Genomic DNA, 18,566 nt, shown 5'->3' with positions numbered 1-18,566 from the left:
CTGTAGCCAATGGGCCGATTTGCACTAGTGATTGGTGTTGTCTCCTCCCGCTGGCCATATTCGTCCGTACAGCAGAAAAGCACGCCATGAAGCAATTCAGGCTGGGTCAAAACCCCGCGACGCAGGTCGCTTGAGGACGAAGGAGACAACAAGATGCAACTTCCATCGCTGATCGAGATTCCCAACGGGCAAAAGGTTTTTCCCACCTTCTCGGACGCCGAGATGCAAGGAAGGCTGGCGTGCCTCAGGAAGGCCATGGCAGCCAATGATATCGACGCCGTGGTGATGACGTCATATCACAACATCAACTACTTCAGCGATTTCGTCTATTGCAAGTTTGGGCGTGACTATGGCCTTGTCGTCACGCAAGACCGCTTCACGACCGTCACCGCCAATATCGACGGCGGCCAGCCTTGGCGGCGCAATCGCCTGGGCGACAATATCGTTTATACCGACTGGCAAAAGGACAACTTCTTCAAGGCGGTCAAGCAGCTCTGCGAGGGCCGCCGCCGGGTCGGCGTCGAGTTCGATCACCTGACGCTGCAGAACCAGCAGAAGTTCCTGGCGGCCTTGGGTGAGGTGGAGCTGGTGGATATCGGCATGCCGACCATGCAGATGCGCATGATCAAGTCTGCCGAGGAGATCGCACTGATTCGCCAGGGCGCGCGTGTCGCCGACGTGGGTGGCGTGGCCGTGCGTGATGCCATTACCGCTGGCGTGCCGGAATACGAAGTGGCGCTGGCGGGCCAGGCTGCCATGGTGCGCGAGATCGCCAAGACCTATCCCAACAGCGAGCTGATGGATACCTGGGTCTGGTTCCAGTCGGGCATCAACACCGACGGCGCCCACAATCCGGTGACCAGCCGTCGCGTCCAGCCCGGCGACATTCTGAGCCTGAACACCTTCCCGATGATCTCGGGCTACTATACCGCTCTGGAGAGGACCCTGTTCTGCGAACACGCCTCCGACGAGCACCTGCGGCTGTGGGAGGCAAACTGCGAGGTCCACCGCCGGGGCCAGGAGCTGATCAAGCCCGGGGTGCGCTGCTGCGACATCGCCCATGAGCTCAACGACATCTTCGCCAAGCATGACCTGCTCCAGTACCGCACCTTCGGCTACGGCCATTCCTTCGGTACCCTGAGCCACTACTATGGCCGTGAGGCGGGCCTGGAACTGCGCGAGGATATCGAGACGGTGCTCGAGCCCAACATGGTCGTCTCCATGGAGCCCATGATCATGGTGCCGGAAGGGCGTCCGGGGGCCGGCGGCTACCGCGAGCACGACATCCTGGTGGTCAACGAGCATGGGGCCGAGAACATCACCGGCTTCCCGTATGGGCCGGAGCACAACATCATCAAGTAATTGAGCGAGGGGGCCTCTGGCCCCCTTTCTGCGTATAAGAATAAAAGAAAATATAGGAGTCTGGATATGGTCCTGCACTCGGGCCCCTTCAAAGGGGTGAATCCGCTGGTTACTCTGGTGTCTGTCGCCCTCATAGCGGCCTTCATCGCTCTCGCCATCCTCTTCCCTCAAACGACTACCGAGCTGATCGACCGGGGAAGAACCTATGTGACTTTCTACTTCAACTGGTGGTATGTCGGGCTTGCAGCGAGCTTTCTCATTTTTCTTGTTGCCCTGGCGTTCAGCAAGTATGGACGACTCAAGCTGGGCGCTGACGATGACAAGCCGGAGTTCGGCTACTTCACCTGGTTTGCCATGCTCTACGCGGCCGGGCAGGGCATCGGCATCATCTTCTGGTCCATTGCCGAGCCGATCATGCACCTCTCCCACGGGACCCCCTTCTCGTCGGCGGTGGGCAACGGCGAGGCAGCCGATGTGGCGATGCGCCTTGCCTACTTCCACTGGGGGCTAAATGCCTGGGCCATCTACTGTATCGTTGCTCTCAGCCTGGCGCTGATGGCCTATCGCTACGGAAAACCGCTCAGCATTCGCTACACGCTCTATCCCATCCTTGGAGAGCGAGTCAATGGCTGGATTGGTAACCTCATCGATATCATTGCTGTCTTTGCCACCCTGTTCGGCATTGCTACCTCTCTGGGGCTTGGCGTACAGCAGATCAATGCTGGGCTTAACTATCTGTGGGGTGTGCCTGTCAGTAGCCTGGTACAGGTTACGCTGATTGCCGGCATCACCGTGCTGGCACTGATTTCGGTACTGACGGGCCTGAAGCGGGGTATCAAGTATCTCTCCCAGGCTAACATGTGGCTGACCTTCCTGCTGCTGGCCTTCTTCTTCATCTTTGGCCCGACCCGCTACATCATCGGCGGCTTCCTGGACTCCATGGGTGACTACCTGAGAACGGTGATACCCCTGAGCTTCTATACCGGCAGCAACGCTACGGCTGCCAATGGGGGCGACTCCTGGCAGGACTCCTGGCAAGGCTGGTGGACCGTCTTCTATTGGGGGTGGTGGATGTCCTGGGCACCGTTCGTCGGGGTCTTCGTGGCGCGTGTCTCCAAGGGAAGGACCATCCGAGAGTTCATCTTTGGCGTGGTAGGTGTCTCGTCACTACTCTCGTTTGTCTGGCTGTCTGCCTATGGGGGCACGGCCATCTATCAAGAGCTCTTCGGCAGCGGGGGAATTTCCGATGCGGTCTCCAATGATGTCTCCCTTGCGCTCTATGCCACTTTCTCGGCGATGGACTTGGGCATTCTCGGGGTCTTGGCCGGGTTCTTCGGCACGGTACTGGTGGCAACCTATTTCATAACCTCATCCGACTCGGGCACCCTGGTCATCACCACCATACTCAGTGAAGGTGCCCCGCATCCGCTGGCACGGCACCGCATCTTCTGGGGCGTCACGGAAGGAGCCATAGCCGCCGTACTGCTTCTGGTGGGGGGCACCTGGGCATTGTCGACCCTGCAGACGGCAGCCATCCTCTCGGCGCTTCCCTTCTCGATCATCATGGTGCTGATGGCCTACTCGATCCTGCGAGCCGTTCAGCAAGACAGCTACTTTCTCGAGCAACATGCGCTAACGTCCGCTGCGGAGGCAAAGATCTGATGAATAGCGTCAAGATAGCGGAAATGGACTGGGTAACCTATCGCGACACGGTGGGGCAGGGTACCTGCAAGATCCTGCTGCCCGTTGGTGCCATCGAGCAGCATGGGCCCCATATGTCGTTGAACCCTGATGTGCTGATCCCGGAGCATATTGCCTGCCGGGTGGCCGAACGAAGTGGCAACATGCTGGTTGCCCCGCCCATCGCCTATGGCTACAAGTCCCAGGTCAAGTCAGGGGGAGGAAACTTCTTTCCGGGCACCACCTGCGTGAGTGGCCGCGCCCTGGAGGAGTACGCCTATGACGTGATCCTCGCGTTCATGGCGCACGGGAACCGGGAGTTCATCGTCCTCAACGGCCACTACGAGAATTCGATGTTCCTGGTGGAGGCCGCCGACCGTGCCGTGAAACATGCCAGACTCGCCGGCATCGAGATCAAGGTCGTGCTGCTCTCGTACTGGGACTTCATCAACGAGGCCACCATCGAGAAAGTGTTTCCGGACGGCTTCTCGGGCTGGGCGGTCGAACACGGGGGCGTGCTCGAGACCTCGATCATGCTCAAGATCCATCCCGACCTGGTGGACATGTCGAAGGCCGTGGATATTGCACCGGCCGAGTTCCCACCCTATGACGTCTTCCCGCCCGACCCCAGCTGGGTGCCCAGTTCGGGAACCCTCTCATCACCGGCGAAAGCAACGGCTGAGAAAGGCGGATGGATACTCGATGAGTGCATAGAGAAGATTTCTCGAACCTTCGGTTAAGCCACAGGCACTGCCAGCCCATGGGCTGGCAGTGCGCCGCTCATATATTGGCCAGTCCCGAGCGCAGGAAATCGAGCACGTGGCGGGATGCGACATTGAGCTCGCGCTCCTTGTAGTACAGGCCGATGCAGACGCTCTCGAGTTCCGGCAGGTCCCTGGCACTGCTGGCATGCTTCAGGTTGTGGGGTATGACCGATTTGGCCATGGCCGTGATCCCTAGGCCCTCCTCGACCGCCGAGAAAATGCCCAGCAGGCTGGTGCTCGTGTACATGAACCGGAAAGGGTGTTGCTGGCCCTGCAGGGCCTCCTCCATGATGGAGCGGTAGACACACCCCTGGGGGTAGGCAATTAGCGGGATGGGCTCCTCATAGCCATTGATGAGGCGGCTGTCCTTGTAGACCCATTCCAGATTCTCCAGCCGGTAGTCCCGGGCGTCCCTGTCCTCGTTCTCCTTGGCGCGCTCCATGGCCAGGGCGATGTCATAGTGCCCCTTTTGATAGCGCTGAAGGATCACCTTGCTGATTTCACAGTCCACTTCCACGATGATGTTGGGATAGACCCGGGACAGGTTTCGCAACGCCTTGGGCAGGAAGGCCAATTCGAAGTCATTGGGAATGCCGAGCCTGACCTTGCCGGAAACATTGTCTCCCCTGACCTTGGCAATGATCTGATCATTGACCTCCAGAATCCGCCGCGCAGCCTCATAGAGATATTCCCCATCCTCGGTCAGCTCGAGACTGGAGCCTCGCAGGAATATCTTGGTATTGAGTATCTCCTCCAGCTTCTTTATCTGGAGGCTGATCGCCGGCTGGGAGCGGCCGAGTAGCTCGCCGGCGCTGGTGAAGCCTCCCAGATCCTTTATCGTGACGAAGGTCCTCAGCAGGTCGGTCGGTATATTCGTCATAGGCTTACCTTTGTCATGTCTGACGCGCCGGGCCATCGAGCTGGAAAGCAACACTAATTCCGAGTGCATCGTCTCGAGTATATCGCACGGAGCCACGCCAGCGGCGTCATGGGGCGTGCCCAAGTGTTGGAGAGGGTTGCGACAGCATGCCGGCAGGGAGGGGACCCCCCTGGCGCGCATATTGGTTGCCCGCCGTGGTGAATGCGTTAGAGTCGTGAAATGAACGACATCAAAGGCCCTACTCACGCTGCAGGCCGAACCAACAAGAGTGCCGCCTTGATCGATATGGCATCAGGTGCGTCGCTCTCCGTCGGTTTCGTCCTGCTGCACCGCTTCACCCTGTTCCCCTTTGCGGCCTTTGTCGACTGCCTGCGACTGGCGGCCGACGAGGGTGATCGCAGCCGCCAGCTGCGCTGCCACTGGACTTTCATGACCAGCACTGGTCATGAGGCCGTTTCCAGCTGCGGTGCTGCGGTCTCACCCTGCCTGACGTACCGGGATCCCGGTGAATTCGACTACATCGTGGTGATCGGCGGTGTCCAGGACCAGCAGGACCGGGTCGATACCACGGCGCTGGCCTACCTGCGCCAGGCGGCGGCTGCTCAGGTGCCGCTGGTCGGGCTGTGTACCGGGGTATTCGCCCTTATCCAGGCGGGGCTGATGAAGGATCGGCGCTGCTGTGTCAGCTGGTATCACCATCACGACATGGTCCAGCGTTTTCCCGCCATCGAGCCGGTGGCCGACCGGCTCTTCATCGATGATGGCGACCGCATCACCTGCGCGGGAGGCGCGGCAGGGGCGGACCTGGCCGCCTACCTGGTCGAGCGGCACCTGGGGAAAGCGTGGGCCATGAAGAGCCTGCATATCATGCAGCTCGACGAAGCGCGCACCGGGGTCCATGCACAACCGCAGCCGGTGGTCTTCGGCAAGGTCGAGGATCGCCTGGTGCGTCGCTCTATCGCCCTTCTCGAGCAGCACCTGGGTGAAGCGATCTCGATGGAGGTGCTTGCCGAGCGCGTAGGGACGTCGCGTCGCAATCTGGAACGTCGCTTCCGTGAGGTGCTGGGCGTCGGCCCCCAGAAGTTTGCCCGAGACCTGCGGCTGCGCTACGGGCTCTGGCTGCTGCACTACACCGGCAAGAGCATCACCGAGATCGGCGAGCGCTGCGGTTTCGCCGATACGCCGCACTTTTCCCGCCACTTTCGTAGCGCCTTCGGCATGACACCATCACAGATGCGCAAGCGTGCCAGCGAGCCCGGCGGTGACAAGGTCGACCCCTTTTTCCTGCATGTCGAGGGCCGCCCGGCGCTCTGAGCCGCCTTCCCCCTTCCCCTCGCCCTGTTCCTTCGGCTTCAAGCCAATGCAGCTTCCCGGGCGCCGGTCCGGTCATGGCCGCGTTCTGAATCGGCTCGCGCGTTCAGGGAGTCTGTCGCATTTATTCAATCTTTCTCCCTCCCCCAGGCCTTTAATCGCTGCATGAGCTGAATACCTTCGCGCTGATTATCTGCGCATAAGGATTTCAAATTTTTCATGCAGGCAGGTTGCCGATAGATTCGAAGACACACCCTGCTCAGTACCGATAACAACAGGAGTCAGTCATGAACCAGGTTGGCCTCACCACATTCGATTCCCAGATTGCCGCTGCCATCGCCGACGAGGTGGCCCGGCAGGAAGCCCACGTCGAGCTGATCGCTTCCGAGAACTACGCCAGCCGCGCGGTAATGGAGGCCCAGGGCACTCAGCTGACCAACAAATACGCCGAGGGCTATCCTGGCAAGCGTTACTACGGCGGCTGCGAGCACGTCGATGTGGTCGAGAAGCTTGCCATCGAGCGCGCCTGCGACCTCTTCGGTGCCGACTATGCCAACGTCCAGCCCCACTCCGGCGCCCAGGCCAATGCAGCGGCGTTCATGGCCCTGGTGAAGCCGGGTGATACGGTACTTGGCATGAGCCTGGCCCACGGCGGCCACCTGACCCACGGGGCGGCACCCAACTTCTCCGGCAAGCACTACCACGCCGTGCAGTACGGCCTGAACCCGGAGACCGGCGAGATCGACTACGAGGAAGTCGAACGCCTGGCTCGCAGCCACAAGCCGAAGATGATCATTGCCGGCTTCTCGGCCTACGCCCGGGTAGTCGATTGGCGCCGCTTCCGCGCCATCGCCGACGAAGTAGGCGCCTGGCTGCTGGTGGACATGGCCCACGTGGCAGGCCTCGTGGCGGCCGGCCTCTATCCGAGCCCGCTGCCCCATGCCCACGTGGTGACCACCACCACCCACAAGACCCTGCGCGGCCCGCGCGGTGGCCTGATCCTCTCCGCCCATGGCGATGCGGACCTTTACAAGAAGCTCAACGGCGCGGTCTTCCCAGGCCAGCAGGGCGGCCCGTTGATGCACGTGATCGCGGCCAAGGCGGTGGCATTCAAGGAGGCCATGAACCAGGACTTCGTACGCTACCAGCAGCGGGTGATCGACAACGCCCGGGCCATGGCTGGAGTCTTCGTCGACCGCGGCTATGACGTGGTCTCCGGCGGCACCGATGACCATCTGTTCCTGGTCTCGCTGATCAAGCAGGGCGTCACCGGCAAGGATGCCGACGCGGCGCTGGGCCGTGCCCATATCACCGTCAACAAGAACGCCGTGCCCAACGATCCCGAGAGCCCCTTCGTCACGTCGGGTTTGCGTATCGGCACCCCGGCAATCACCACGCGCGGTTTCGGTGAGAGCGATAGCGTCGAGCTGGCCGGCTGGATCTGCGACATCCTCGACGTGCTGGCCGAACGCGGCAATACCGATGCCGTGGAAGCCGAGGTGCGCGAAAAGGTCGCCGAGCTCTGTGAACGGCATCCGGTCTACGGTGCTGTTGCCCCGGCAACGGCCGACGAAGCCGCCACTGCCTGAACCCGTATGGGCTGGCCTCGCCCGCGGGGTCGGCCGAGGAGAGAGAATATGCAACGCTATTCAGGATTCGGGCTGGCGAAGCACGCCCTCAGCCATCACGAGAACTGGGAGCGCCAGTGGCGCAATCCCACGCCGAAGAAGCAGTATGATGTGATCATCGTTGGCGGCGGCGGCCACGGTCTGGCCACAGCCTACTACCTGGCCAAGGAGCACGGTATCACCAACGTTGCCGTGGTCGAGAAGGGCTGGCTGGGTGGCGGCAACACCGCACGCAACACCACCATTGTACGCTCCAACTACCTTTGGGATGAGTCGGCAGCGCTCTACGAGCATGCGATGAAGCTGTGGGAGGGGCTCTCCCAGGACATCAACTACAACGTGATGTTCTCCCAGCGCGGCGTCATGAACCTGGGCCATACCCTGCAGGACATGCGTGACATCCAGCGCCGGGTCAATGCCAACCGCCTCAATGGCATCGACGGCGAGGTGCTCAACCCCGAGCAGATCCAGAAGATCGTGCCGATCATGGACTGCTCGAAGAATGCCCGCTATCCGATCCTCGGTGCCTCCTGGCAGCCGCGGGCCGGCGTGGCGCGCCACGATGCCGTGGCCTGGGGCTATGCCCGCGCCGCCGATGCGCTCGGCGTGGACCTGCTGCAAAACACCGAGGTCACGGGCTTCAAGATCCGCGACGGTCGCGTCTTTGGCGTGCATACCAATCGTGGCGATATCGAGGCCAAGACCGTCGGTTGCGTGGCGGCGGGCAATTCCGGCGTACTGGCCAAGATGGCCGGCTTCCGCCTGCCGCTGGAGTCCCATCCGCTGCAAGCGCTGGTCTCCGAGCCGCTCAAGCCAGTGCTGGATACGGTGGTGATGTCCAATCATGTGCATGGCTATATCAGCCAGACCGACAAGGGCGACCTGGTGATCGGTGCCGGCATCGACGGTTATAACGGCTATGGACAGCGCGGCAGCTTCCCCACGGTGGAACACACTCTGCAGGCTATCGTCGAAATGTTCCCGATGTTCTCGCGGGTGCGGATGAACCGTCAGTGGGGCGGGATCGTCGACACCTGTCCGGACGCCTGCCCGATCCTGTCGAAGACGCCGGTCAAGGGCCTGTTCTTCAACTGTGGCTGGGGCACCGGCGGCTTCAAGGCCACCCCGGGCTCGGGGCATGTCTTCGCCTGGACCCTCGCCAAGGGGCAGACGCATCCACTCGCCGCTCCTTTCTCCATCGACCGTTTCCATACCGGAGCCCTCGTCGACGAGCATGGCGCCGCTGGCGTAGCCCACTAGAGGAGCAAGTAACATGTTTCATATCTATTGCCCCTACTGCGAGGAACTCCGTGAGGAAGAGGAGTTTCACCCCAAGGGCCAGGCGCACATTCCCCGTCCCGCAGATCCGGACACCTGCAGCGACGAGGTATGGGGCGACTACCTGTTCTTCCGCGACAATCCCCGCGGTATCCATCATGAGCTTTGGGTCCACGCCGTAGGCTGTCGCAAGTTCTTCAACATCACGCGCAACACCGTGTCCTACGAGATCCTCGAGACCTACAAGATGGGTGAACAGCCGACGATCACTGCCGAAAGTCTGGCTAGCCGGGAAATGCAGGGCAACGTCCAGGTCGCCGATGGCGGCCTACAGACCGTGGGCGCCAGTAACGCCGCAAGGCGAAAGAGGAGCAGCGCGAGCTGGTATGAACCGCGCCGTATGACCGCAACGGGCCCTGATATCAGGGCCCGTTTCGTATCGGTTCTACATACCTTGGGGTGAGTTTCAGGTGCCGCAGAAGGTGCGAAAAACCCGTTCGCGTGGCGATGCCGGCAGGCTGTAATCCTCGCGGCCGGGCTGCGCCTCGAATGGCCGGGTGACCACTGCGAGCAGCTCTTCGAAAGGCGCGAAGTCGTCCTCGTCGATGGCTGAGGTCAACGCCTGCTGGACCCGGTGGTTGCGGGGAATGTAGGCGGGATTGACGAGCCGCATCTGCCGGGCCCGCTCGGAGGGCGCCGCCGGCTCCTGGGCCAGGCGTTCGCGCCAGCGCTCGAGCCAGGCCTCTATGACCTCCGGGCGCTCGAACAGGTCGCCGAGGGCGCTGTCCGCTTCGCCGGATTCGGCCGCCTCGCAGAGCTGACGGAAGGTCAGGGTGAAGTCGGCATGCCCCTGGTGCATGGCATCCAGCAGCGACTCGGCCAGCGCCCGGTCGCCCGCCTCCTCACGGGCAAGACCCAGCTTGGCACGCATCACGGCCAGCCATTCGGCCTCGTACTGTGCCTCGAAGGCCTTGATCACCTCGGTGGCCCATTCCACCGCTCGCTCCTGGTCACTGTCGATCAGCGGCAGCAGGGTCTCGGCCAGCCGCGCCAGGTTCCACTGGGCGATCCAGGGCTGGTTGGCGTAGGCATAACGCCCCCCCTCGTCGATGGCGCTGAACACGGTCCTGGGATCGTAGGTTTCCATGAAGGCACAGGGGCCGTAGTCGATGGTCTCCCCCGACACGGTGGTGTTATCGGTGTTCATCACGCCATGGATGAAGCCGACACCCATCCACTTCGCGATCAGTGCCGCCTGCCGCGCCTGGATCGCCTCGATCAACGCCATGTAGCGCTCATTGCCGGACAGCCTGGCCAACTCGGGGTAGTGGCGCTCGATCACATGATCGGCCAGCTCGCGAATGGCATCGGCATCGCCACGAGCGGCAAAGTACTGGAAGGTGCCGACACGGATATGGCTGCTGGCCACGCGGGTCAGGATCGCCCCCGGCTCGGGAATGCCACGGACCACCCGCTCACCGGTGGTCACCGCCGCCAGGGCCCGGGTGGTGGGAATCCCCATGGCGTGCATGGCCTCGCTGACCAGATACTCCCTCAGTACCGGCCCCAGTGGCGCACGACCGTCGCCGCCGCGGGAGAAGGGGGTGCATCCCGCTCCCTTGAGCTGGATATCGCGCAGCCGGCCTTGCCGGTCCGTGACCTCACCCAGCAGCACCGCTCGGCCATCGCCGAGCCGGGGCACGAAGCCGCCGAACTGGTGGCCGGCATAGGCCTGCGCCAATGGTTCGGCCCCGGGCGGGACCACATTGCCGGCAAACCATACGGCGGCCTCTTCCCTGTCGAACGCGCCCAATTCGAAGCCCAGCTCTTCAGCCAGGGAACGGTTGAAGGCCACCAGCCGGGGAGACGCCACGGGCACGGGATCGAAAGACGCGAAGAAGCGCTCGGGAAAGCGAGCATAGCGAAGGGTAAACGGGGGAAACATGGCGGCTCCAAATAGCGACTGGGCACGTAAAGCGGGGTTCACTCTCGTATGACAAGGCACCCCGGGCAACATTCCCTGCGCGCACCTCGGCCTGGCGGCATAGAGTGAATAGACAACGCAGTCTAGCGCCTATGAAGTGTCGCGGCTCTCCTGCCGGCCCCATGGATGACTCTCCTTCACGCAGGCCGCAAAGCGCAGCTGTGCTGCCCGCGCCGCCAGCAGATGGGCCCGCATGACCGATGCCGCCCAATCCCCATCGCCAGCGTCCAGGGCACGCAGCAGTTCACGGTGGTGGTTCATGCTGCCGGCCAGCTCCTCCTGGGTATAGTGGTGATAGCTGCGACGCGAAACCGGCACCTGCACGATGGTTTCCAGCAGGCGCTGAAGGCGCGGACTCCCCGCCGCCGCCATGAGCCTGGCGTGGTAGTCATCATTCAGAACGGCAATCGCCTCGAGGGCATTCTCCCCCATTTCCCGACACAGCTCTTCCATCCGTTCGGCCAACGACTCGAGCTTGTCCAGCTGGGCACGATCGATGCGGGAGGCCGCCCGACGCGCCACCTGGGGCTCGAGCAGGACCCGCAGCTCGAACACCTCTTCCACGTCGCGCTGGGTCCAGGAAACCACCTGGGCACCGTGATGAGGAATGGCCTCTACCCAGCCATCCGACACCAGACGCCTCAGGGCTTCTCGAATCGGCGTGCGGCTAAGTTCCAGCTCCTGGCCGATGGCCGCTTCACGCACATAACTTCCCGGAGGGTATTGCCCGTCGAGGATACGTTTCCTGATGATCTGATAAACGCGATCGGCAGCGGTCATTGATTGGCTCCTTGCAGTGAGGACGCGTCCCGGTGCGCCTCTTCGGCCCGACTGTCTGCTGGAAGTCGACCAAGGTTGCAACGCTAATCGTACACAACAATTTGCATGAGAAGCACTGTAGGCCTACATTTGGCGGAAATCGAGCCGAATTGCATACAATTAGAATGTGAACCAGCATCTGACAAGGAAGTGATGGCATGAGCCTGACCCCACCACAGCTCGCCGATATACGCTGCCTGGCATTTGACGTCTTTGGCACGGTGGTCGACTGGCGAAGTAGCGTGATACGCGAAGGTGAGTCCCTAGGGCAGGCCCGCGGACTGGAAGTGGACTGGGCCGCCTTCGCCGACGCCTGGCGCGCGGGCTATGTCCCGTCGATGAGCCGGGTTCGCCAGGGGCGCCTGTCCTGGACCTCGCTGGACCAGCTGCATCGCATGACCCTCGACCGCATCCTTGAGGATTTCGGCATCACCGGGCTGTCGGAAGCCGACAAAGCCAATTTCAATCGCGTCTGGCACCGGCTCAAGCCCTGGCCGGATGCCGTGGGCGGCATGCACCGCCTGCGCGAGCGGTTCACTCTGACCACCCTTTCCAATGGCAACATGGCGCTGCTGGTCAACATGGCCAAGCAGGCCGGCCTGCCGTGGGACTGCGTCCTCTCGGCCGAGCTGGCCCGACACTACAAGCGTGACCCTGAGGTCTACCGCATGGCAACCCGGCTACTGGATCTGAGCCCGCAGCAGATCATGATGGTGTCCGCCCACCAGGACGACCTCAATGCCGCAAAAGACGAGGGACTGCGCACCGTCTTCGTGATGCGCCCGCTGGAATTCGGGCCGGAAGCCAGGCCCGACCTGACCATCGACCCGAGCTTCGACTACGTGGCAAACGATTTCCACGACCTGGCCGACCAGTTGCTGAGCCGTTCGGAAGCTCGCCAATCGCTGGCCCTTTCATAGTCATCAAGGACTACCGAATGAAGATCGTGATACCCGATGACTATCAGGACTGCGTGCGCACCCTCGATGCCTTCGCCAAGCTGGAAGGCCAGGACGTCACCATCCACAACGATACGGTGACTGACCTGGATGCCCTGGTCGAACGCTTCCGAGGTGCCGAGGCGCTGGTGCTGATCCGAGAACGCACGCCGATCACCGCCGAGCTGCTGGCGCGCCTGCCCAACCTCAAGGTGATCAGCCAGACCGGTGGCGGCGCGGCCCATGTGGACATGGATGCCTGCCGCCGCCACGGCATCACGGTCATGGCAGGCACCGGCTCGCCCCATGCCGCCGCCGAGCTCACCTGGGGGCTGGTCATGGCCGCCATGCGCCATATTCCCCAGGAGTTCGCGAACCTCAAGGCCGGACGCTGGCAGCGCACCCTGGGCACCGGGCTGAAGGGCCGCACCCTGGGCATCTTCGGTTACGGCAAGATCGGCAAGCTGATCGCCCGCTACGGCCAGGCCTTCGACATGAAGGTGCTGGTGTGGGGGCGCGAGGGCACCCGGGCGCGAGCCGCCGAAGATGGAATCGAGGTCGCCACAAGCCAGGAAGAGCTGTTCGAGCGCAGCGACGTGCTGAGCCTGCACCTGCGATTGAACGCCGATACCCGCGGCATCGTCACTGCCGATCATCTGGCACGCATGAAGCCCACCGCCCTGCTGGTCAACACCAGCCGCGCCCCGCTGGTCGAGGCTGGCGCCCTGGAGGCGGCGCTGCGCGCCGGACGGCCTGGCCAGGCCGCCGTTGACGTGTTCGACGTGGAGCCGGTGACCCACCACCCGCTGCTCGAGCTGCCCAGCTTCCTCGCCACGCCCCACCTCGGCTATGTGGAGAAGGACAGCTACGAGCTCTACTTCGGCGATGCCTTCGACAACCTGCTCACCTTCGCCGCGGGCCGCCCGGTCACCAACCTGGCCGAGTGAATCGACACCACCTGCCCACGGCGGCCTGCCGCCATGGGCCGCGCAGCGTCCATCCTTCGTGCAAAACCCTCCGCTCTAGAACAGCAAGGGCGACGGCAGCGTCATGCCGATCATCTTGATGAACAGCAGCCATACCGCGGCCCCCATCAGTGGCGGCACGATCAGTAGCCCCTTCAGGCTGAGATTGGGCGCCAGCACCGCAATCAGCACGGCATTGAACGCCACGGTGGAGACAATCAGCCCCAGGTTGAGCACCAGCCAGAAGTAGATGATGGCGCCACCCAGCATCAGGCCCGAGGAGAGGCCTATGGCGACCAGGTCCTGGTCCCTGGCATCCGGCCGCTCGAGCGCCGACGCTCGTTTACGCAGGGTGAAGAACCCCAGCATCGCCAGCACCCAGAGCCCCGAGCCGATCAGGAAGTAGTAGGCCGTCTGCGGCATGATATAGGACGGCACCAGGGGTGCCGGCCGCCAGGCCCCGTACTGGATGTGGATCAGGCCCGCGATACCGAGTGAAAGCATGACCGCCGCCGATAGCAACTCTTTCACGATTGTGCGATTCATTTCTTGGCCCTCAAGGCGAAGGTGAACAGCAGGATCAGTGCGAAGGCAGCCACGTAGAAGCCGATTGCAATGGGGCTCTTGATCAGCACTGCCCAGTCACCACCGCCCATGATCATCGACTGACGCAGCGCCCGCTCGGCCCCCGGTCCGATGATGAAACCAAGCACCAGCGGCGCCAGCGGAAAGCTCATCAGCCGCAGGGTCACGCCCAGCGCTCCGGCGAAAAGCAGCACCCATACATCCACCACCGAGTTGTTGGCCGCGTAGGTGCCGACAATGGCCAGGATGAATACCCCCGGTATCATGAAGCCAGGCTGGATCATGGCGATTCGCGAATAGTAGGGCAGTAGAACCTTGCCCAGTACCAGGTTCACCAGGTTGGCAAAGATCAGCGTCAGGAACAGCGCATAGATGATCTCCGTGTTGTCGGTGAGCAGGCTTGGCCCCGGCGTCATGCCCATCAGGATAAAGGCCGCGCCGAACAGGGCCGCCGTGGCGCTTCCTGGAATGCCGAAGGCGAACAGCGGAATGAAGGTTGAGCCAGCCGTGGCACTGTTGCCGGACTCGGCGCTGGCGATCCCCTCCAGCGACCCCTTGCCGAAGTCCTCGGGCTTGCGCGAGAAACGCTGAGCCAAGCCATAGCTCATGAAGGCCGCCAGCGACTGCCCCGCCCCCGGTAGCGCACCGATGAAGGTACCCACCGCCGCACCGATGTAGGTGGCCTTGAGGGTGAACTTGAATTCGGCCCAGGTGAGCTTGTCCTTTCTGATGTCATAGCCCTGCAGCAGGCTTGCCTGCTCGGCAACGTCGTCCATCAGCTTGTCGACCTTGCGCCGCCATAGCTTCGAGCCCTGGATGACCACCTCGGAAATGGCAAAGATACCGATCAGCACCGGGATCAGGCTCAGCCCACCGGAGAGTCCCGGCATGCCGAAAGTGAGTCGCGTCGCCCCGGTGATGGGATCCCGGCCGATCATGGCCAGCAGGATACCGATGGCGGCCACCGCCAGGCCCTTGGCCACCATGCCCTGGCTCAGGGCGGCGATCAGGATCAACGAGAAGGCATACAGGGCAAAGAACTCGATCGGCCCGAAAGTCAGCGCCACCGCCGCCAGCGGTACGGCGATGAAGATCAGCACCAGGTCGCTGGTAGTATCGCCGATGACCGAGGAGTAGAGCGCGGTGTGCAGCGCCTTGCTCGGCTTGCCCTTGAGCTTGGCCTGATAGCCGTCGATGCTGGTAGCCGCCGCACCCGGTGTCCCGGGGACACCGAAGGAGATCGCCGCGATCGAACCGCCGAACAGCCCCCCCTTGTAGATGCCCACCAGCAGGCCCATCGCCATGGCCGGTTCGAGAAAGAAGACGAAGGGCAGCAACAGGGCGATGGCCATATCGCCCGACAGGCCCGGGATGGCACCCAGCGTAATGCCAAGCAGCACCCCGAGCATCACGTACATCAAGACATAGGGATGAAAGGCCAGCGCACTGGCCTCAATGAGAAGATCAAGCATCAGCGCTCTCCGGCGAGGCTGGAAGGGTCACGACCAGACGGCCGGAGCCGAGTGGTTCGGCTCCGGGCTTCCAGGGGAGGGTGTCAGTCCTGGTTTATCGCGGCGAGGACATCCTTGACCCGCTGGGTGGTGTCGCGATAGATCGCCTGGGCGCTTTCCAGACCCTGCACATTGTCCAGTCCAGCGGAGGCCTGGGTGGACATGGTTTGTGCGGTATCGGTCTCGAGGCCCTGCATGATGCACTCGGAAAGCTCCTGCTGGATCGACTCCGGCACGGAGGAGAAGGCGTAGACCAGCAGCGGTGCCTCGAAGGAGACGTCATACCCGGCTTCACGGAAGGTGGGTACGTCCGGCAGCACGTCGGAGCGCTCGTCGGCGAAGACACCGATGGCGGTTACCTCACCGGAATTGACGTTGGAGACGATGGAGGGCGGCAGGGTCATGCCGAGGTCGATATGACCACCCAGAATCATGGTGCGGGTCTCGCCGCCGCCAGTCGTCGGCAGGTGGACGTTCTGGATGCCGGTTTCCTGCTCGAGCATCACCAGCGGCAGGTGCACCAGGCTCAACGGATCGGCATGGCCGAAGACGAGGCTGTTCGGCTCGGCCTCTGCCAGCTCGATCCAGTCCTCGATGCTCTGGATATCGTGGTCGGCCTTGACGTAGACGGTGGGCTTCCAGTCGGTCAGGTGGACGATGGGCACCCAGTCCTCCACTTCCCACGGAGTGTCCTCGGTGAGTGTCTGAGTGATGGTGGCGGAATAATCGGCCATCAGGATGGTATGGCCGTTGGGCTCGGCATCGGCGACGAATTGCAGCCCTTCCATGCCCCCTGCGCCCGGCATGCTGACCACATCGATACGGCTGCCGCAGTGTTCCGCCGCATTGGCTGCGATGATGCGAGCGGTGATATCCGTGCTGCCCCCTGCACCATAGGGCATGACGATACGAATCGGGTCGCTGCCCAGGCTTTCCCCATTGGAGGCAAGCGCAGTACCTGCAGACAGGGTCAGCATCGCGGCACTGACCGCAACGGCGGTTGTTGACAGTTTGAAGATCATGTCGAACTCCCTATTCTTGTACATTATTTGTTTCTTGCAAGGCGAACACCACCGCTCCTGATGAGCGACAGCCCTCTGCCTTTAAACCCTAGGCCTCCTGCCCCATGGCTGCTTGTTCATTCCGAGGATTGTCTTGTTAATTTCCCGGTAATTCCACGCAAAACGGAATAAGCTGTACACATACTTCTTCCTGTACAAGAACAATCCGGTGATCAGCGACCGATACTTTGCAGCCCAGCCAGCCTGGTGCAACATGACTCACTCGCCAGGAAAAGGGCCAAGGGAGACAGCCGGAAATGAGCCAGAACCTCTTCGAGACCTTCGCCGCCCGCATGCAGGAACGCGGCGATGCCGATTTCATCACCACCCGTGACGGCCGCCGCTACAGCCATGCCGATGCCTTGGCCGCCAGCGGCCGGCTGGCAGGCGCCCTGGCCGCGCAGGGTGTCACCCCCGGCGACCGGGTTGCCGTGCAGGTGGACAAGAGCCCCGAGGCGATCCTGCTCTATCTCGCCTGCCTGCGGATCGGGGGCGTCTTCCTGCCGCTAAATACCGGCTATACCGCCGACGAGGTCCGCTACTTCCTTGCCGACGCCGAACCGGCGCTGTTCGTCTGCCGCCCGGCCGCCCTCGAGCAGGCCAGGGCGGTGGCCGGCGAGACAGGCTGCCCGGCGGTGGAAACCCTGGGCAGCGACGGCGACGGCAGCCTGATGGAGGCCGCCCAGCGGGCCACGCCCTTTGATGCCTTCGAGCCGCGTGAGCAGAACGACCTGGCGGCGATCCTCTATACCTCGGGCACCACCGGGCGCTCCAAGGGCGCCATGCTGACCCACCACAACCTGGGCTCCAATGCCGCCACCCTGGCCGAGGCCTGGCGCTTTACCGCCGAGGATCGCCTGATCCATGCCCTGCCGATCTTCCACACCCATGGGCTGTTCGTTGGCTGCAACGTCACCCTGATGGCCGGCTCCAGCATGCTGTTCCTGCCGAGCTTCGACGCCGACGTCATCTTCCAGGAAATGCCCCGCGGCACGGTGCTGATGGGCGTGCCGACCTTCTATCCCCGCCTGGTAGCCGATGCACGGCTGACTCCCGAGGCCACCGCCAGCATGCGGCTGTTCGTCCCCGGCTCGGCCCCGCTCACCGCCGAGACCCACCGGGAATTCGAACGGAAGAGCGGCCATGCCATCCTCGAGCGCTACGGCATGACCGAGACCAACATGAACCTCTCCAACCCCTACGACGGCGAGCGGCGCGCCGGCACCGTGGGCATGCCGCTGCCTGGCGTGGAGTACCGCATCACCGACCGCGAAACCCATGAGCCGCTCCCCAATGGTCAGATCGGCATGCTCGAGATTCGCGGCCCCAACGTCTTCATCGGCTACTGGCGGATGCCCGAGAAGACCCGCGAGGAGCTGCTGGAGGATGGCTTCTTCGTCACCGGCGACCTGGCCATGGTCGACGAGCACGGCTACGTCCATATCGTCGGCCGCGACAAGGACATGGTGATTTCCGGGGGCTACAACGTCTATCCCAAGGAGGTCGAGCAAGTGATCGACGAGATCGAGGGGGTGAAAGAGTCCGCCGTGATCGGCGTGCCCCACCCGGACTTCGGCGAAGGCGTCACCGCCGTGGTGGTGCCGGAAGCCCACGCCCGACTCGACGAACGGGATGTCATCGACTTCCTCAAGGACCGGCTGGCGAAGTACAAGCAGCCCAAGCGGGTGCTCTTCGTCGACGCGCTGCCCTACAACACCATGGGCAAGGTGCAGAAGAATGAGCTGCGCAAAAATTACCAGGACATCTATCGTTAGGGGACATCGAGACAGCACCGGGAAG

15 protein-coding genes and 1 pseudogene are annotated in these 18,566 nt (G+C 62.8%); 10 read left to right on the top strand and 6 right to left on the bottom strand.

Going from position 1 to position 18,566, the window contains the following annotated elements:
* Window positions 1–153: 153 nt before the first annotated feature.
* The 3 genes from LOKO_RS01935 to LOKO_RS01925 all read left to right on the top strand — a co-directional run bounded on the left by LOKO_RS01935 (window position 154) and on the right by LOKO_RS01925 (window position 3,782).
* Window positions 154–1,362 carry a M24 family metallopeptidase gene (locus LOKO_RS01935; protein WP_066444373.1) on the top strand — a complete coding sequence of 403 codons (1,209 nt, stop codon included), beginning with the start codon at window positions 154–156 and terminating at the stop codon, window positions 1,360–1,362.
* Between the two features lie 66 nt (window positions 1,363–1,428).
* Entirely contained in the window at window positions 1,429–3,024 is a 1,596-nt protein-coding gene (locus LOKO_RS01930; RefSeq protein ID WP_066444370.1) for a BCCT family transporter, read from the top strand.
* A complete protein-coding gene (locus LOKO_RS01925; RefSeq protein ID WP_066444366.1) occupies window positions 3,024–3,782 on the top strand; it encodes a creatininase in 759 nt (252 codons plus the stop codon). The genes LOKO_RS01930 and LOKO_RS01925 overlap by 1 nt, the downstream gene beginning before the upstream one ends.
* A gap of 40 nt (window positions 3,783–3,822) precedes the next feature.
* Here LOKO_RS01925 and LOKO_RS01920 read toward each other — a convergent pair whose 3' ends face one another.
* Window positions 3,823–4,686 (bottom strand): LysR family transcriptional regulator, encoded by an 864-nt coding sequence (locus LOKO_RS01920; protein WP_066444363.1) that lies wholly within the window; start codon window positions 4,684–4,686, stop codon window positions 3,823–3,825.
* A gap of 219 nt (window positions 4,687–4,905) precedes the next feature.
* Here LOKO_RS01920 and LOKO_RS01915 point away from each other — a divergent pair, with 219 nt between their 5' ends.
* The 4 genes and pseudogenes from LOKO_RS01915 to LOKO_RS18515 form a co-directional block, all read left to right on the top strand.
* The gene (locus tag LOKO_RS01915) at window positions 4,906–6,000 is read left to right on the top strand and encodes a GlxA family transcriptional regulator (RefSeq protein ID WP_235588924.1); all 1,095 of its coding nucleotides are present in this window, start codon (window positions 4,906–4,908) and stop codon (window positions 5,998–6,000) included.
* A 284-nt stretch (window positions 6,001–6,284) separates the two neighbouring features.
* Entirely contained in the window at window positions 6,285–7,586 is a 1,302-nt protein-coding gene (gene glyA, locus LOKO_RS01910; protein ID WP_066444360.1) for a serine hydroxymethyltransferase, read from the top strand.
* Window positions 7,587–7,634: 48 nt separating this feature from the next.
* Window positions 7,635–8,885: a sarcosine oxidase subunit beta family protein gene (locus LOKO_RS01905; protein WP_066444358.1), complete on the top strand. Its 1,251-nt coding sequence runs from the start codon at window positions 7,635–7,637 to the stop codon at window positions 8,883–8,885.
* A gap of 13 nt (window positions 8,886–8,898) precedes the next feature.
* Window positions 8,899–9,261, top strand: a pseudogene (locus tag LOKO_RS18515) (sarcosine oxidase subunit delta); the annotation flags it as partial.
* A 108-nt stretch (window positions 9,262–9,369) separates the two neighbouring features.
* Here LOKO_RS18515 and LOKO_RS01895 read toward each other — a convergent pair.
* The gene (locus LOKO_RS01895; RefSeq protein WP_066444357.1) at window positions 9,370–10,848 is read right to left on the bottom strand and encodes a protein adenylyltransferase SelO; all 1,479 of its coding nucleotides are present in this window, start codon (window positions 10,846–10,848) and stop codon (window positions 9,370–9,372) included.
* 129 nt (window positions 10,849–10,977) lie between these two features.
* A complete protein-coding gene (locus tag LOKO_RS01890; RefSeq protein ID WP_066444354.1) occupies window positions 10,978–11,667 on the bottom strand; it encodes a GntR family transcriptional regulator in 690 nt (229 codons plus the stop codon).
* A gap of 197 nt (window positions 11,668–11,864) precedes the next feature.
* Here LOKO_RS01890 and LOKO_RS01885 point away from each other — a divergent pair, with 197 nt between their 5' ends.
* Window positions 11,865–12,626 carry a haloacid dehalogenase type II gene (locus LOKO_RS01885; RefSeq protein WP_066444353.1) on the top strand — a complete coding sequence of 254 codons (762 nt, stop codon included), beginning with the start codon at window positions 11,865–11,867 and terminating at the stop codon, window positions 12,624–12,626.
* 17 nt (window positions 12,627–12,643) lie between these two features.
* Complete coding sequence (locus LOKO_RS01880) at window positions 12,644–13,591, top strand: D-2-hydroxyacid dehydrogenase family protein (RefSeq protein ID WP_066444350.1); 948 nt, start codon at window positions 12,644–12,646, stop codon at window positions 13,589–13,591.
* A gap of 75 nt (window positions 13,592–13,666) precedes the next feature.
* Here LOKO_RS01880 and LOKO_RS01875 read toward each other — a convergent pair whose 3' ends face one another.
* The 3 genes from LOKO_RS01875 to LOKO_RS01865 form a co-directional block, all read right to left on the bottom strand.
* The gene (locus LOKO_RS01875) at window positions 13,667–14,155 is read right to left on the bottom strand and encodes a hypothetical protein (RefSeq protein ID WP_066444346.1); all 489 of its coding nucleotides are present in this window, start codon (window positions 14,153–14,155) and stop codon (window positions 13,667–13,669) included.
* Entirely contained in the window at window positions 14,152–15,666 is a 1,515-nt protein-coding gene (locus LOKO_RS01870; RefSeq protein WP_066444338.1) for a tripartite tricarboxylate transporter permease, read from the bottom strand. Before LOKO_RS01870 ends, LOKO_RS01875 begins: the two co-directional genes overlap by 4 nt.
* A gap of 83 nt (window positions 15,667–15,749) precedes the next feature.
* Window positions 15,750–16,727 carry a Bug family tripartite tricarboxylate transporter substrate binding protein gene (locus LOKO_RS01865; RefSeq protein ID WP_066452169.1) on the bottom strand — a complete coding sequence of 326 codons (978 nt, stop codon included), beginning with the start codon at window positions 16,725–16,727 and terminating at the stop codon, window positions 15,750–15,752.
* A gap of 296 nt (window positions 16,728–17,023) precedes the next feature.
* On the opposite strand from LOKO_RS01865, the gene LOKO_RS01860 reads away from it, so the two are divergent.
* Window positions 17,024–18,541 carry a malonate--CoA ligase gene (locus LOKO_RS01860; RefSeq protein ID WP_066444334.1) on the top strand — a complete coding sequence of 506 codons (1,518 nt, stop codon included), beginning with the start codon at window positions 17,024–17,026 and terminating at the stop codon, window positions 18,539–18,541.
* Window positions 18,542–18,566: the final 25 nt, after the last annotated feature.

Origin of the sequence: Halomonas chromatireducens, from assembly GCF_001545155.1 — a bacterium.
GTDB lineage: Bacteria > Pseudomonadota > Gammaproteobacteria > Pseudomonadales > Halomonadaceae > Halomonas > Halomonas chromatireducens.
The sequence above is the reverse complement of the archived record's forward strand: the minus strand, read 5'-3'. Positions and strand labels throughout refer to the sequence as shown.

What these genes read in the sequence shown, in the direction of transcription:
- LOKO_RS01935 (WP_066444373.1), top strand. Translation starts at nt 154, where the DNA reads ATGCAACTTCCATCGCTGATCGAGATTCCCAACGGGCAAAAGGTTTTT.
- LOKO_RS01930 (WP_066444370.1), top strand. Translation starts at nt 1,429, where the DNA reads ATGGTCCTGCACTCGGGCCCCTTCAAAGGGGTGAATCCGCTGGTTACT.
- LOKO_RS01925 (WP_066444366.1), top strand. Translation starts at nt 3,024, where the DNA reads ATGAATAGCGTCAAGATAGCGGAAATGGACTGGGTAACCTATCGCGAC.
- LOKO_RS01920 (WP_066444363.1), bottom strand. Translation starts at nt 4,686, where the DNA reads ATGACGAATATACCGACCGACCTGCTGAGGACCTTCGTCACGATAAAG.
- LOKO_RS01915 (WP_235588924.1), top strand. Translation starts at nt 4,906, where the DNA reads ATGAACGACATCAAAGGCCCTACTCACGCTGCAGGCCGAACCAACAAG.
- glyA (WP_066444360.1), top strand. Translation starts at nt 6,285, where the DNA reads ATGAACCAGGTTGGCCTCACCACATTCGATTCCCAGATTGCCGCTGCC.
- LOKO_RS01905 (WP_066444358.1), top strand. Translation starts at nt 7,635, where the DNA reads ATGCAACGCTATTCAGGATTCGGGCTGGCGAAGCACGCCCTCAGCCAT.
- LOKO_RS01895 (WP_066444357.1), bottom strand. Translation starts at nt 10,848, where the DNA reads ATGTTTCCCCCGTTTACCCTTCGCTATGCTCGCTTTCCCGAGCGCTTC.
- LOKO_RS01890 (WP_066444354.1), bottom strand. Translation starts at nt 11,667, where the DNA reads ATGACCGCTGCCGATCGCGTTTATCAGATCATCAGGAAACGTATCCTC.
- LOKO_RS01885 (WP_066444353.1), top strand. Translation starts at nt 11,865, where the DNA reads ATGAGCCTGACCCCACCACAGCTCGCCGATATACGCTGCCTGGCATTT.
- LOKO_RS01880 (WP_066444350.1), top strand. Translation starts at nt 12,644, where the DNA reads ATGAAGATCGTGATACCCGATGACTATCAGGACTGCGTGCGCACCCTC.
- LOKO_RS01875 (WP_066444346.1), bottom strand. Translation starts at nt 14,155, where the DNA reads ATGAATCGCACAATCGTGAAAGAGTTGCTATCGGCGGCGGTCATGCTT.
- LOKO_RS01870 (WP_066444338.1), bottom strand. Translation starts at nt 15,666, where the DNA reads ATGCTTGATCTTCTCATTGAGGCCAGTGCGCTGGCCTTTCATCCCTAT.
- LOKO_RS01865 (WP_066452169.1), bottom strand. Translation starts at nt 16,727, where the DNA reads ATGATCTTCAAACTGTCAACAACCGCCGTTGCGGTCAGTGCCGCGATG.
- LOKO_RS01860 (WP_066444334.1), top strand. Translation starts at nt 17,024, where the DNA reads ATGAGCCAGAACCTCTTCGAGACCTTCGCCGCCCGCATGCAGGAACGC.